The sequence below is a fragment of the Flavobacterium sp. NKUCC04_CG genome, from assembly GCF_019345525.1.
Taxonomy (GTDB): Bacteria; Bacteroidota; Bacteroidia; order Flavobacteriales; family Flavobacteriaceae; genus Flavobacterium.
The window spans coordinates 1-15,021 of sequence record NZ_JAHKRA010000018.1 but is presented as its reverse complement, the minus strand read 5'-3'; the positions used below and the strand labels follow the sequence as shown (position 1 = coordinate 15,021).

The 15,021-nt window shown below is 38.0% G+C and carries 9 protein-coding genes; 2 read left to right on the top strand and 7 right to left on the bottom strand.

All coding sequences use genetic code 11. The features are described from left to right. Positions 1-5: 5 nt before the first annotated feature. The 7 genes from KO524_RS12640 to KO524_RS12610 all read right to left on the bottom strand — a co-directional run bounded on the left by KO524_RS12640 (position 6) and on the right by KO524_RS12610 (position 13,716). Positions 6-2,066, bottom strand: a complete 2,061-nt coding sequence (locus KO524_RS12640; RefSeq protein ID WP_219294543.1) for a fibronectin type III domain-containing protein — start codon at positions 2,064-2,066, stop codon at positions 6-8. Between the two features lie 29 nt (positions 2,067-2,095). Next, positions 2,096-6,703: a hypothetical protein gene (locus KO524_RS12635; protein WP_219294542.1), complete on the bottom strand. Its 4,608-nt coding sequence runs from the start codon at positions 6,701-6,703 to the stop codon at positions 2,096-2,098. Positions 6,704-6,705: 2 nt separating this feature from the next. Continuing rightward, positions 6,706-8,388 carry a hypothetical protein gene (locus KO524_RS12630; protein ID WP_219294541.1) on the bottom strand — a complete coding sequence of 561 codons (1,683 nt, stop codon included), beginning with the start codon at positions 8,386-8,388 and terminating at the stop codon, positions 6,706-6,708. A gap of 2 nt (positions 8,389-8,390) precedes the next feature. Continuing rightward, positions 8,391-9,749: a PKD domain-containing protein gene (locus tag KO524_RS12625; RefSeq protein WP_219294540.1), complete on the bottom strand. Its 1,359-nt coding sequence runs from the start codon at positions 9,747-9,749 to the stop codon at positions 8,391-8,393. A 142-nt stretch (positions 9,750-9,891) separates the two neighbouring features. After that, positions 9,892-10,740, bottom strand: a complete 849-nt coding sequence (locus KO524_RS12620; RefSeq protein ID WP_219294539.1) for a hypothetical protein — start codon at positions 10,738-10,740, stop codon at positions 9,892-9,894. Between the two features lie 811 nt (positions 10,741-11,551). Then, on the bottom strand, positions 11,552-12,484 hold the full coding sequence (locus KO524_RS12615; RefSeq protein ID WP_219294538.1) for a peptidylprolyl isomerase: 933 nt from the start codon (positions 12,482-12,484) through the stop codon (positions 11,552-11,554). A 74-nt stretch (positions 12,485-12,558) separates the two neighbouring features. Continuing rightward, complete coding sequence (locus KO524_RS12610) at positions 12,559-13,716, bottom strand: MFS transporter (protein WP_219294537.1); 1,158 nt, start codon at positions 13,714-13,716, stop codon at positions 12,559-12,561. Between the two features lie 105 nt (positions 13,717-13,821). Between KO524_RS12610 and KO524_RS12605 the strand changes: the two genes are divergently transcribed. Further along, entirely contained in the window at positions 13,822-14,154 is a 333-nt protein-coding gene (locus KO524_RS12605) for a multidrug efflux SMR transporter (protein WP_219294536.1), read from the top strand. 67 nt (positions 14,155-14,221) lie between these two features. Continuing rightward, a complete protein-coding gene (trmD, locus tag KO524_RS12600) occupies positions 14,222-14,899 on the top strand; it encodes a tRNA (guanosine(37)-N1)-methyltransferase TrmD (RefSeq protein ID WP_219294535.1) in 678 nt (225 codons plus the stop codon). The last annotated feature ends 122 nt before the right edge of the window (positions 14,900-15,021 follow it).

The window sequence follows — 15,021 nt, the reverse complement described above, 5'->3', positions numbered from 1 at the left end:
TATGTTTAATATTGAACGGTTAATGAAATGGCTTTGGCCGGTGTATTGGAATGCAAAGTGGGTACAAAATAGTATTGGTATTCCGTATTGATGTCCAAATCCACATCGTTTAAAGCGTTTTGTCCAGCATGGATTACTTTCCACAGTGTGGGTGCTTCTCCTTTTTTGTTTTTATAAATTTCGATTTTGGCAATCGTTTCGCCTTTGGCTACTGAGCGCCAAAATAAACTGATCACCCTCTTTTCTCTATCTACAAGGGCTTGAAGATCTTTAATGACTTCTACCGCACTCCAATCAAATACAGCTATAGTTATTTGAGAATTATTGGGATTAGACCATAAATTGGCTTCATCTCTAGCCATAACCAAATACTCATAAACTTGATTTTTCTCGACTTTGCGATCCCAAAAAACGGTTGTTAAATCCGTAAAACTAGCGATGGTTTCCCAGTTTACATCTTCTTTTTTCCGTCGCTTAATCACTGTGAGATTGAGGTCGTCGCTAGTGCTGTTTATCCATTCTAACTGTACAGCACTGTTTGCTAACTCATAGTTGGAGAAAACGGGTGCTGAAGGCGGAATTACATCGGGTTTATCGATAATCAACACTTCTGAGAAATCGGAAATATTATGTCTAAAATCCTCTGCTGCAATTCGATAATACACTTTTTTATTTGACAATTTTAAGCTCAATGTATCTGTAAAATGAGTCTGCGGATAGGCTTTGTCGTATAGCTCTATAAAATCTTCGTCTTTATCCTGTCCTCGGATAATTCTGTATCCCAAAAGATCGCTTTCGGCATTGGCTTTCCAGCTTAACTGAACCACCCCCAAACTGTCGATTTGTCCCTTAAATCCTTGAGGAATTGCGGGAGGCACGGAATCTATCGGCTGTACTAATACACTTTGAGAGGCGATTTTTTGGTTGTTTTCACCTACGGCATAAACCTTAAAATAGTTGGAAGCTTCTAGTTTTGAATAGGAAAATTCCCTTTTAGAAACCGTTAATTGTTTTCCTACAATTTTATAATCACCTTGATCTTTGGCAGCTACAGCAACTTCAAAGGATTGAATTTCAGCTTCTGCATCTTTGGGGTATTCCCAAAACAACAACACCGAACCGTCGGTTTTAAATTCGTAGTCATGGATACGGGGAGGTGTAGAAACCGATGCCACTCCTTGTGTTGAAATCGGCTTAGAAATCGCTCCTCTTTCGCCGAAAGCAGAAATTCCATAAATGCGGTACTGGTATTTTTGGTCGTTATTGGAAAGGGTATCAGCAAAATACATAGCCGTCGAAGCATTGCCGGTTTTATCATTAATATCAACGATTGGTGTTTTGGAAATGGCCGTAAAATTTCTTCCATCAGTTGCGCGCTCTATCATATAGGAGCTGTATATCCCTTTGTACGGTATAATTCCCCACGAAAACATCACTTTACGGTCGTCTGGCAAGGCCATAAAATCCACCACTTCAGGTAAGGGCTCAAAATCATTTAATCCCGCTATGCCGGCTCCCGATGCAATCGACGCATCATTTGCAACAGCCACTTGATAGATGTATTCTTCTCCTTTAACCACTTCGGTATCTATATATCCCCATCCCGCTTTGATACTTCCCTGAAAAGACATGTCCGCAGCAAACAAGCCGAAAGAATGCCGTTGATGCATTTCATCAACCATATTGACGATACGAGAAACCTCGCTTTGCTCACCGGTATCTTCTACTTCAAATGATTCTCCATAAATCGCCTGTGCAATTATCGCAGCATAATGATCTTGTTGGACCAAATTCATCCAACTTTCTACCGGTTCTGGTTTTATGGGTAAACGCACCAATTGTTTTTTTTCTGGACTGGCCAGCAACTGATCATTTCTCTTAATGGTAATACGCTTTAAGATAAATCCACTGTTATTGGCACGTTGCCACTCCAAGGGTTGATCGACTCCCCATCGAACCAAAATTCTATTTTCCTGCGCTCGTGTCAAGACTTTTACTGCAGCTTGTTGCGCATTTGCCAGGTGTATTCCACTCCACATCCATAGTGCAAGTAAATAATATTTCATCGTCGTCAATTTTATTCTCATAACTTTTACTATCTAAACTTATTCAGATTCTTAAACTGATAAATATGTTTGGATTCCTTTTTGTTTCCAGGAAGCACATAATTCATTTCTACCTCATAGGCTCCGTATCTCATAAACTCAAATCGCTTTCCTAAAAATTGGTAAGCCTCGGTTGTGGTTCCGAATACATCGTTGGCAAAATCATTGGCAATTTGTTCTCGTAAATTCATCCAATCTTGTTTGTAGATTTGAGGAAGGTTGTACGTGTACGGGAAGTTGATTTGAGTCCAATTCTGATTTAAATTATGGTCCATACTTTGCAAATAATAATTACTGATCCACAAGGCCTTTACAGGCACTATACCGTATTCCTCTACATCTCTATTGGTCAATTCATAACGTCCATCGATAGGATAGTGCGCATATAATGACGGGGCAATATCTACCGTAAAATAAGTGTTGTTTGTCAACGCCTTTAACTGTAAAAGCGGTTGATTATCGGTATACATGCTACCGGACAAATCGGGTATATCAAAAGGTTCTAAGGCACTGATTTTGTTTTCCAAAGTAATTACATCGGCATATACCGGTGAAAACAAATAATTGGTTGTATTTAAACGATTCATTTTTGCCTTAAACGTTTCAAATGCACTGGCTTTAAAACCATAAGACAAACGATCAATTTCACCAGATCTAACCAAGCTGACCGCTTTGTTCTCTGTTACTGAAATTTCGTTATCCTCTTCTGAGACCACTTCGCGATAAGTTGTTATATCCGTATCTTCTTCTCCTTTAATATTGGCACTAATAATGGAGAATGCATAGCTTTTATCTTTCTTTAATCCTTTTGGTAGTTCGTAAAACACTTCGTTTTTGGAAGCATCATAATTAAAATCGGAGGTCAATAGTTTATCGTTTTGATTTTCTTTAAGTCGAATACCCGTTTTCCAATTGGCATCGTCAAAAAGATAGTCCTGCCCTCTTTTCAGTTGGATATATCCCGTCGAATATTCTTTGATAAAAAAGTTTTTTTGATCGACTACGGGATACGAATACTGAATATTCGTCAACGGAATATGGTCGGGAGCCGTTCCAGTTACAAAACTGCGTTCTTCGATTTCCTTTACCACCTGGCCGTTTTCCATAATAGGCTGGAAAACACCATTGACCATCTTTTGAAAACTCACTTCCACTTGTGCCGTTAACTTTTTATTCGGTGGTAAAATATCTTTGGAAATTAAATTGGCCCTGTCCTTCATCGAAGTCCATTCTATGGATGACTCTATTTCTTGACCCTGTTCATCTACTAGAGTAAACCGCTCCAAAACAATTTTGTAGGTTTGATCTCCATCGTCTTCCGGTATTTTTAAGGCTTCATTTACTTTCATGGAGAAAGTAGCCTGAGGTATGGCAAAAACATCTACTTCGGAACTCTCATTTTTCGGCGTAACATCAGCAATTAATTTCATTCCATCGAGTATGCCCGTGGCTCCCGCAAATTGACATTCCTTTCCAATGGTCAGTTTAAAATTAAATTTCCCTTTGATCAAGCCCCCCAGCACATTCATATAACCGCCTACATATCCTCTTAACCAAACGGGATTAGGCAATTTGGCTTGCATAAGCACTGCAGCTCCTGCTGATATAATCGGCACTTTCATCTTGATAAAAAACAGTTTTATCCTAACTCCTAATTCTCCCTGTAGATAAGCATACGATTGCCCGTTGGCATACCAGCCATCAATTCCTACGACATCGCCGGTATTGCTACACTCGGCTTCACCGTAATCTTTTAGCATAATATCAAATCCAATTCCCGCCTTAAATCGGGCATAAAAAATCAAGAAACTCAAATCTCCTGTATCTATACTCATTTCACTACCAAAAGCAAAACCACCATAATTGGCCAACTGATTTTCATCGCGCATATAGTTGAGCACATTCGCATCTAATCCCAATATTTTCGCCACCTCCGGTGGTGGTGGTGGTGAACCGGGTAAATACGTTCCAGCCATTAAATAAGAAGTGGTTTTTAGATAAATACCGGCTACTCCGAGTTTAATACCTATACGGTCGTCAGGAGTTCCGATATATAAATACCAATCTTTGGGGTCTTTATGAAAAACAGCCCAACCCGCACGTCCTTCGGGTCCAACTCCAGAGAGTATATTACCCGGTGTGTTAATAAACACATCTAAGCTACCGTGTAAACTGTTGTTGACAAAGTCAAATTCAATAGCAGCCTTCATCTTGATGCTAGCCTGACCCCCTTCTGTTTTTGGAATAACTCCCGTCGCTTTATCCAAATATTTATTGGCAAAGCTACCACCACTATGGTCACTTGGAGCCAACATCGCCGCTTTGGTTTCTAATTGACTATTTACCTTTTCTACGAGATTTTGAATTTTATCCATTCCAGGAATGCTTTTTAAAACCTGTGCTTCTCCATAAATGGCCATCTGATTGATACCCCCTCGCGAATTAAACAACATTTCAAATGCCGCTTGCCCACTAAAAACACTCTCCGTTCCCAACGAAAAGTAAACCAAGGCCTTAAGTCCCAATCCGGCGTTCTCATCTGGAGCATAGGTCAACCCACTTGGTGAGAACTCGTAGGGATCTGCTGTGGCAAGTCGTTTCATTTTATAATAGGCTCCTCCTCCAAAACCACTGATGATATACCCGCCATTTAACTTGACCGATGCATCGAAATACCAGTATCTAAAGTCTTTTTTTCCGAATATGGCTTTTGCACCCATTTCTCCAACGCTCGGCACTGTAACTCTCAACTCGGCATTAAAGCCGTTACCGTAAATCGGATCGTTGCGAAGCAAGTCCAAACGTCCTGATAACTTTAACCCTCCTATTTCTGAGTTTAGGTGAATCGCATTAAGTTGCAGTCCCTGAAACCTCCAGCTTTGAAGCGCCCCATTGTCTTTTAATCCTCCTAAAATCCCAATTCTGCCTTTGGCAGAAAAAGCATTGCTATCCATCAGGTTAAGCCCTAAATCGAAATAGATATTCGCTGAATTATCCTGAGTTACTATATCAATATTACCAATAGAAACAGGGAAATTTCCAAATTTTAATTCGCCTTTGTACCCCATACTACCCACCGTAATTGCTGGAGACACAGTCTGTAACTTTAAATCTTGGAAGGTAATTCCCTTAAAATCAATTATTTTCTCCTTACCTTCTGATCCTTCGGAATCTTCTGCAACTTCAGCGGTATCTGCCGTAGTCTGATTGGTTGAAAAAGAAATGGATCCGTGTAAATTGGCCTTAGGCAAAAATCTTCCGTCTAGTACCTTAAGTTCTAAAGCACTGTTGGGCAATAAAACAGCCTTAGCTTTCCATATATCAAAATCGATAGCATCTTTATTAACTACGGTTAAAGCATATTCGTTTTGAGAGATTATTCCCGTATATTCAAAACCTTTGGGTGTGTTTCCTTCTTTGGACACTGCCTTAGAAACGGGTAATTGGATTTCACCATTAAGTTTCGCTTTTAGAAATCTATTGGTAACGAATTTTAGTTCTAAATAATCCAGGGAATAGGCCCAGGCATTCCGCTGATCTGTAATCCCCTTATCTAGAGGAAATATATTTTTGGCGTAAAAAGTACCTGAAACACCGTATTTATCAATAATCATATTAGAAGCTCCAATATGTACTCGCTTGCCCGGTTCCTTAGTATCTTTGGTTTTGAATTCAGAAGGCAAAGCCACCTCCAAAGTTTGGACATATACTCCTCTCCAATTTTCAATCGCGGGAACTAAAAGACCATTCTGATGGTATTCTTCAGGAAAAACTACTGCAGGATCATTTCTTACATCGCTAAAATCCAATACAGCATTATTGACTAAAAATTGAAAATTACCCTCATAGTCTGTTGCGTTTCTCTTTTCAGCCAATACAAAAGGTTCTAAATCAACTCGAACCAAAATATCATTCCAGCTTGCTACGGTAAAACTAAAATCACCCCGTACTCTGTTTTTTACGGTTTTCACAAAACCTACTGGATGTTGTATTTCTCTTGTCGGAGATAAATCTACCGTATTGGCCGATGTTAGCGGTCGAATTAGATTTTCTGAAAACTCCACGGCACCAGAAATTTTCAATTCTTTAAATCCATCACAATCTATGGTTACATAAGTTTGATTTAGAGAACTGCCCGTCTTGATGTCAAAACCGCCATATAGTGTCAGTTGCCAATCCTTACTAACTGGAATATCAAAATCGCCCAAAAGCGTAAGTTTTGCATCGCCAATAATACCACCTTGATGTGATAATTTAATGTTGTCGGCACCAAAAAAAAGTGATATAGGACGCCCTTGGGCATCGGTTTGTGGGATATCAATTTTACAGTAAACTTGCATTTCTGTGTATTCCGGAAAAAAGGTCGCTTTGGTAATTCCAATCGAATAACGTGTATTTTGTATCGTTTTTCGAACTCCAACGGGCAATTCCACCAAATCTTGATTGGAAAAACTGTTTACCCAGCGATTGGATTTTTCTAATTCATTTATGGTTGCCGTTGCAGATTTGATTTCTTTATCGATACTAGCCTGCTGTGAAAAAACAGGTACAGCTCCTAGTACAAATAAAAAGAATATTAAAAAAGTCGTCTTCCTCATAACTAAAAACTATAACTGTAATTAAAATTTAACGTAAGATCATTCATCGCTATACCTGTGGCAGGATTTCGAAACATTTGAATTCCATTTAATGAAAAGTTATGCTGCGTCAACAGGGTATAATTTCCATTGAATTTAAGTCCAAAAACACTATTTCGCTGATCGTTAGCCGCAGTGGATGTATTATATAAAACTCCAAAACCGGACTGTAGGCTATTATCAAAAAAACGTTTATTTATATTGAGACCACCACCAAATGCCTCGTTATTGGCAGTACTAATTTGATTATTGGTATAGTTTACAGAGCTACTCAAGGCCCATTGTGTTGCTTTGAATTGAATAGTATGTACTAAATTGTAGTTTTGAACAGTACTGGATTGCCCTTTTCGAATTACTCCTCCTTGCTTATTGGCTTGTCCGGCGATGGAATAATTAAAATTGACATTTTGATTCTTTTGTGCACCAAAAATATAATTCAAATTGGCATTGAGATTTTGAGATAACTGTTTGTAATTCAAAGTATCTGCGGGATTCATATTGGGGTCATTGATATAGTCAAATTGGTCTAATCGCCGATTGGTATAAGTACTGAAATTGGAATAATTACCCGACAAATTAAGCTGTTCGGTAATTTTAAGAGTGGCATTTACAGAACCGACCAGCCTTTTGGAGTCTTGTTGTTTTTTGCCATTCAAATTATCTCTCTGATAACCCAACTGAGTCGATAGCATCAATCGGTTGTCCATAAATGGGCCTGAAAAAGTCAAGCCTACATTTTCTAAGTCGTTATTGAAAAACATCGCTCCTAAAGTTTGATACTCCGGGTCTACATTCTCGTACACTACACCTAACAAGTAGGTGTTTATTTTATAGTTCAGAGCCGTTTTAAATGCTTTTTTATGGTATTTTGTTTTGCTTATCTCGCGTGTCGTCTCTTTATCTACTATAACAACAAAAGGGTTAAGCTCAGACATACTCGATAGGGCATATTCCGCTTCTATATTTACATTTTTAATCAGCGTTGTTTTGAATCTTAAACTGTTGACCCAGTTTTCTTTAGGGATCACATCAAAATGGTTTACAACAGAATTTTGACGGTCTTTCGCATAGAAAGTAATCCATTCCACTACATATTTCTCTTGTTCAAATAGCACTTTAGCTCCATATCCATATCTTTCATATACCGCAGGCAATTGCGCAACAGTATCACCTTCAACTGCTTTGAGCAGACGCCCCCCCATCATGCTCCACTTCAGAGGACCCGCTGGTGTAAATTCAATCCCTAAACCCGTGAAAGGGTGTCCATTTAAAGTATAGTTGGAAAAGCTCATACTTGCGTCTCCAATATAAGCTTGTATCCATTTGTATTTCGGTGCTATACTCAGTCTGTTAAAATTAAAAGGTACCTGATATCCCAACTGATCCCCTTGATTGGTTAGGGTGTACGATATGGGCATATTAAAAGTCGCCCAGTTTAAATTGAGGTTTCCCGACAACATATAAGTAAAAGGTTCTCTAGTGGAATCACTATCTAAACTACTGTTGTAATACATTCCAGTAGCATTTATACCGCCAGCTAACCTCAGCTTCGGTACTTTTGTCAAATTTTCAATATCGATTTGTTGCCCTCGAACTTGAGAAAAAAGCAGACAACATAACACACAAAAAAAGTAGTTGTATTTCATATTTATCGCTTTTTCTTTTGAACTTTAATATCACAAACGATGTGTGAACCTGCATTTGCTTGATTCACCATTTGTTTCACTTTTATCACTCCCTTTCTACCATCAGCTGTTTTAAACAAAACGATTCTAGGTACATTTTGATTGAATTTTTGATCTCCTCCGGCTGAATATTCAATACTTAAATTTCTTAAAGCAGCATCGGTATTTAAACTATTAAAATCGGACTCGCTAAAGTTTAAACCACAATTACACAGTTCTTGAGAATTAACAAAGACCGTTGGGGTTGCCTGAGCAATACTCGGCAGACCATAATTGATTGTCTTATCGGGTGAAATAAACTTATTGGTTGTGAAATCGCTGTTTAGTCCATAAAAAGCTAGGTCAATATCTTTTCCCAGTTCGGGAGTTAACTCGTTAGAAAAAAAACTTTTGCGATATTTAGTTGAATAAAACGCTGGAATTAGGTTGGTGTTATGCGCATAACTAATACCCAACTTTATATTTTCTAAAACGTATAAATTGGTGTCTTCATGAATTTTAATGGTTTTGATTTTGCTCAGCGATTTTTTATCGTTGGATGCTGTAAGTTTGATTTGATAATTTCCAGCGGCATTATAAATCACTGTCGGATGCTGTTCTACCGATTGATTGATGTTTGTTCCAACCAAACTCCACTGATATGAGGTGGCATTTTCGGAGTGGTTTTTAAGATTTAAAACAACTGGAGCTTGGTAATCGTAGTCCTCCGAAATAGGGTCCCAATCAAAATCCACGACTATGTCTGGATCAACCCGCACTTCGCGTGTGAGCTCTACTACGTCTTGGCCGTTTTTGACGGTAAGTGTCACGGTATAGGTTCCCGGATTCTCGTAGATTACCGTTGGCGGAACAACACCCTCAAATTCAGCCGGTAGTCCCCCTTCGAAATTCCAATGGTAATCCAATCCGAGACCCTGGGTTTTATTTGCAATGTCTATGGCTACAGGCGGGTAATTGCTTCCTTCGATTTGGTAGTCGAAATCTATACGAATCTGATCTAATATGGTAATCTGTCTTTCGACTATATCTTTTTCACCATCAATATTGGTGACAGTCAATTTAATGGTGTAAATCCCCGGTTTATCATAAAAAACCTCTCCTGGGTTTTTGTCCTGAGAACTCCCAGGAGTTCCGCCTACAAATTCCCAAAAATACTGGTCGCCCCCTGTGGAACTGTTATGAAAACTCAGTATAACCGGAACAGAAAAATCTTGTTCTTTTACGATATACTCAAAATTTGCCGTTATAGGAACGGCTGTTTCCGTATAACAAGAACCCAATAAAACACACGAAATAAATAATAATAGTAATTTTCTTTTCATATAATCGGCAATATATTTTCTTAAAATTAATCGTATAAACAGTTGACTTTAAATTGTTGTTTAAACGTTGTTTTTGGTTTAGTGCTATTTTTTATGAGCAGCTTTATTAAAGCCCGAAAAACAGCAATCACATTATTTATTGCTATTCTAAAACGCCCTTTGCAAAGACCAGAGCCAATAACCTTCTTGCCATTTTACTCTTGTCCATTGTGATTTCCTTAAAACTTTCTTCGGGAATTTCTTTCACTTTATATTTTTGTCCGTTGGTCATCAAAACTTCATTGGTCAGATGTTGTTCGCCTACGCCAGACACGTGGGTTATCCCAAAATCAGACCAACGAGCAACTACCCTATTTTCTGAATCGGCGATGGTGTACAATTTCTTGTTTTGCGCACCTACTTTTTCAAAGCGTATCGTCCCCAAAAATTCCTCTTGCTGCTGATTGTACGGACTATTTCTATCGACAACGATAGGCCTGAGAATTTCTCCATTGACGGTTATGCGGATTTTATAATCGGCTAATACTTGATCTCCATACTGAAATTCCCGAACGATACTATCGTTCACTACTTTAAACATTGCTTGTAAATCTACAGCTTCACCTTGCGTAATGGATTGTAGAAGATTTTTGTCAACACCGTTTTCTGTAATCAGCTTACTTGACCCCTTTACTAATTCCTCAATCATGCGTCGCTCTCTGCTTACAGCCATAACCGATAAAATGTGGGGAACTTGATTTTGTTGCTGTGTTTCCAAATCGGTAATTACAAACCAGGTTTTATAAACACCATTTTCCAACTCTAGAAATTTCGCCTCCGCAGAAAACACCTCTTGTCCTTCTAGGCTACTAATCGTATAGATGTTTTTTTTAGTCGTCAGCAGTACTACCGCTTTCTTATCCAACAATACTTGTCCTTTTTTAATGGATATACGCTGTGCCTGAGCAACACTGTAAACCAGCAATACTATAAGCAAAAATTTAGTTCTCATTTCATCTGAATTTTATTCCCATTTGTGTAAACCAATTAACCTATTTATCACATTTTTAAGGCTTTATTAATTTTAACAAAAATATAAATATTATTTTACCATAGAAAAAAAACATACAATAGTAGTGAAGAAATGAATTTAAGTTGGTTAACTTAACACAAATACTGAGTATATATATGGTAAATTTAAGTATTTCAGAATTAAAGGTATTTTTAATATAAAATCAATATTAAAAAAACACAACAAAAACAGTTGAAATTCAATTTTTGTTCACAAAAAACACAATTAACAAACAATTCAAAGCCAAAAAAGACTTAAAAATCATATTTAAATCCTATAAACAGAAAATTAACCTAAAAAAAACAAAACATTAATTTAAAGAGTCGTATTGGCAATTTCTGCTTGTTTGCCCTAGCAGAAATCTGGACCAATACATTAAGAAAGCTATAGGAACAGTTTTCTGAGTGTTTAAAAGCCGAAAAAAGTTTAAGATCATCACAAATTGACAAGAAACAGGACACCAATAGAGTTAAAAAACGATCTTTTACTAAAGGAAAATATTGTAATATAAAGAAATTAGCTTCATGAGTTGCTACTGACAAAATGATTGTAGAAACACGGGCTGTTATCAAAAAACACTTATAACAAGATTTATATCTATCAATTGAGTATACTCGACAGTCAACATGCAAATTGTGGTAAATTACAGGATCTCCCGATTGTTTTCTCTTATAAAAAGGGCATAAAAAAAGGGCCGTCTTAAAAAGACAGCCCTAGCTTATTTCACACCGGATTAACGGTATTCATTCTATTATTTTACATCCATCAACTCTACGTCAAAGATCAAGGTAGCGTTTGGTGGAATAACACCTCCTGCGCCATTGGCTCCATAACCCAAATAAGATGGTATCACAAAGCGCGCTTTGTCACCAACTTGCAACAAGGCGATACCTTCATCCCATCCTTCGATTACATGACCCATTCCCAAAGGAAATTCGATGGGCTTTTTACGGCTGTATGAGTTGTCAAATTCTTTTCCATTTTCCAATGATCCCTTATAGTGAACAGCAACAGTTTTTCCTTTTACAGCTTGTTTACCGTCTCCTTTTACAATCATTTTATATCTTAATCCACTTTCGGTTTTGTCGAATCCTGCCGCGATAGCCTCTAAAGAAGCTTCCGCTTTTTTACGAGCTTCCAAAGCTTTCTTCTCTCTTGATCCTTCAAAAGTGCGAAATGCTTCAACCGCATTCCAGTTTTTAGCCTCTTCACCTACTTTGATAATCTCCACCGACTCGATAGCATCACCTTGAGCAATAGCATCAACCACATCTTGTCCTTCCACTACATGACCAAAAACAGTATGTTTCCCGTCTAACCAAGGTGTAGCAATATGAGTGATGAAAAACTGAGAACCGTTTGTTCCTGCACCGGCATTAGCCATTGAAAGTACTCCAGGAGCATCGTGGTTTAATTCTGGATGAAACTCATCGTCAAATTGGTAACCCGGACCACCTGTACCCGTTCCTTGAGGACAACCTCCTTGAACCATAAAATCAGGAATTACTCGATGAAATTTTAATCCATCATAATACGGTTTCCCCATTGGTATGGCCTTATTTTCTAAATTTCCTTCGGCTAGAGCCACAAAGTTCCCTACAGTTCCAGGTGTTTTATCATAAGTTAGTTTAACTAATACTGCTCCTTTTGAGGTATTGAATTTTGCGTAAATTCCGTCTTGCATGTTTGTCAATTTTAATTATAGATTTTACAAATATAAGCACAATCGCAAATATAAACTGATAAAGAATTTATAAGTTATTTCTTTTTTGCACTTTTTATATAAATCCCCAAGGCTATTAACCCGAGAAAAATAGCTCCTAAGCTTACTCCATCCCAACCAAAGTATTTCCATAAATACAACCCAAAAGCAGAACCTACGGCTGTTCCTAAAAAACTAAAAGCCATAAAAACGGTGTTGAGTCGATTTCTAGCCTCAGGTAATAAAGCGTAAATTCGAGTCTGATTAGAAACGTGAATCGTCTGTAATCCTAAGTCTATAAGAATAATTCCAATAACCAATCCCACTATGGAGGTTGATGAAAAATAAAAAACCACAAAACTGGCTATCATCATCAGCAGTCCCAGTCCAATAATCTTACTAGAATCACCGCGATCACCTAATTTTCCAACCAAAGGAGCTGCAAATGCTCCGCAAGCACCCACTAAACCAAATAATCCAATCGTTGCACTATTGAATTCAAACGGCTCTTGAGAAAGCAATAAAACCATCGTAGTCCAGAAAGCTCCAAATTGCGCAAATGATAGACTATTGAGCCAAGTAGCTTCACGCAGAACAGGCTGTTCTTTGATTAAAACGAATAAAGAGCGATATAACTGTTTATACGTACCTTTAAACTGTGCACTGTTGATCGGAAAGCTTTTTTGAATGATTAAGGCCAATAAAAAACAAACCACAGCGGCAATCCAAAACATACCACGCCATCCGAGCCAGATTCCGACAAATCCACTTACGGTTCTTGAAACCAAAATTCCAATCAACAAACCACTCATCACCGTCCCTATAACCCGACCGCGCTGTTCCACAGATGATAAACTCGCTGCCATAGGTAATATCAGTTGAGGCACTATAGATGCTACACCAATTAATAAACTAGCCAATTGCAGCATTAAAAAATTTCGCGATATTGCAGCAATAACCAAAGCGATACTCGCACATAAGGTCGTGATACTTATTTGTTTTTTGCGCTCCAACTTATCACCTAATGGAACCATAAAAAACAATCCCAACGCATAACCTGCCTGAGTTAAATAGGTAATCGTACCCGCCTTAGCCTCGTCAATTTGAAATTCGTTAGCAATCAATACGATTAAGGGTTGACAATAATATAAATTAGCTACAACTAAACCGGTAGCCACTGCCATAAACAGCACTTTTGATTTGGATAAATTCATTTGGCAAAATTATTTCTTTTATCCCTATTTTCAGCCTGAAAAACAACAATTTATTCCGCTGGTTTTTACATACAATAAAAATGTAATTTTGTAAAAACAACCCAAATGAAAAATTTGATCTTCCTCTTTATAGCAATTATATTAGAAACCATTGCTACCAGTTGCTTGAAGGCCAGCGATAGTTTTACTAAATTAATCCCTTCTATCTTTACCGTAATAGGATATGCTGGAGCCTTTTATTTTCTAAGTCTAACTATAAGAACGATTCCCTTAGGTATCGCTTACGCTTTGTGGTCGGGTATTGGTATCGTATTGATTACAGCAGTTGGATTCTTTCTATTTAAACAAAAACTGGATATTCCAGCAATGATTGGAATAGGCATGATTGTTTCCGGTGTAGTGGTTATTCAATTGTTTTCTAAAACCGCATCTCATTAAAGCTTTTAGCAAGACCGTTGCATCCTAACAGAAAGGATTGTAAATTTGTCCAAATAATTTTCTACCCATGCGTATCGATATCATCACTGTATTACCGAATTTGATTCAAAGCCCTTTCGAAGCCTCTATTTTAAAACGGGCAATTGACAAGGGATTGGTTGAGATTAACTTCCATAACCTAAGGGATTACAGTACCAATAAACACAAGAATGTTGATGATTATCAGTTTGGTGGTGGTGCCGGTATGGTTATGAGCATTGAGCCCATAGACAAGTGTATCTCCGGACTACTTGCCGAACGCGAATACGACGAGGTTATTTATATGACTCCAGATGGGGAAACCCTAAATCAGTCGATGGCCAACGGCATGTCGCTGTTAAATAATATCATCATTCTTTGCGGTCATTATAAAGGTGTAGATCAACGCGTTCGCGACCAATTTATCACTCGCGAAATTTCTATAGGAGATTATGTATTATCAGGCGGAGAACTAGGCGCAGCAGTATTATGCGATTCCATTATTCGATTAATTCCCGGTGTTTTGAGTAACGAGACTTCCGCATTAACCGATAGTTTTCAAGATAATTTACTCGCTCCACCTATATATACACGCCCAGCAGAATACAAGGGATGGCGCGTCCCCGATATTTTATTAAGCGGAAATTTTCCCGAAATTGAAAAATGGCGCGAACAAAAAGCCTATGAACACACTTTAAACCGACGACCGGATTTATTAGAAGAATAGTTTTTTTTTTGGCAGATACGCAGATACGCAGATACGCAGATACGCAGATACGCAGATACGCAGATACGCAGATACGCTGATACGCTGATACGCTGATACGCTGATACGCTGATACGCTGATA

Excerpts from the sequence above, each read along its gene's own strand:
- KO524_RS12640 (WP_219294543.1), bottom strand. The coding sequence starts at position 2,066 with ATGAAATATTATTTACTTGCACTATGGATGTGGAGTGGAATACACCTG.
- KO524_RS12635 (WP_219294542.1), bottom strand. The coding sequence starts at position 6,703 with ATGAGGAAGACGACTTTTTTAATATTCTTTTTATTTGTACTAGGAGCT.
- KO524_RS12630 (WP_219294541.1), bottom strand. The coding sequence starts at position 8,388 with ATGAAATACAACTACTTTTTTTGTGTGTTATGTTGTCTGCTTTTTTCT.
- KO524_RS12625 (WP_219294540.1), bottom strand. The coding sequence starts at position 9,749 with ATGAAAAGAAAATTACTATTATTATTTATTTCGTGTGTTTTATTGGGT.
- KO524_RS12620 (WP_219294539.1), bottom strand. The coding sequence starts at position 10,740 with ATGAGAACTAAATTTTTGCTTATAGTATTGCTGGTTTACAGTGTTGCT.
- KO524_RS12615 (WP_219294538.1), bottom strand. The coding sequence starts at position 12,484 with ATGCAAGACGGAATTTACGCAAAATTCAATACCTCAAAAGGAGCAGTA.
- KO524_RS12610 (WP_219294537.1), bottom strand. The coding sequence starts at position 13,716 with ATGAATTTATCCAAATCAAAAGTGCTGTTTATGGCAGTGGCTACCGGT.
- KO524_RS12605 (WP_219294536.1), top strand. The coding sequence starts at position 13,822 with ATGAAAAATTTGATCTTCCTCTTTATAGCAATTATATTAGAAACCATT.
- trmD (WP_219294535.1), top strand. The coding sequence starts at position 14,222 with ATGCGTATCGATATCATCACTGTATTACCGAATTTGATTCAAAGCCCT.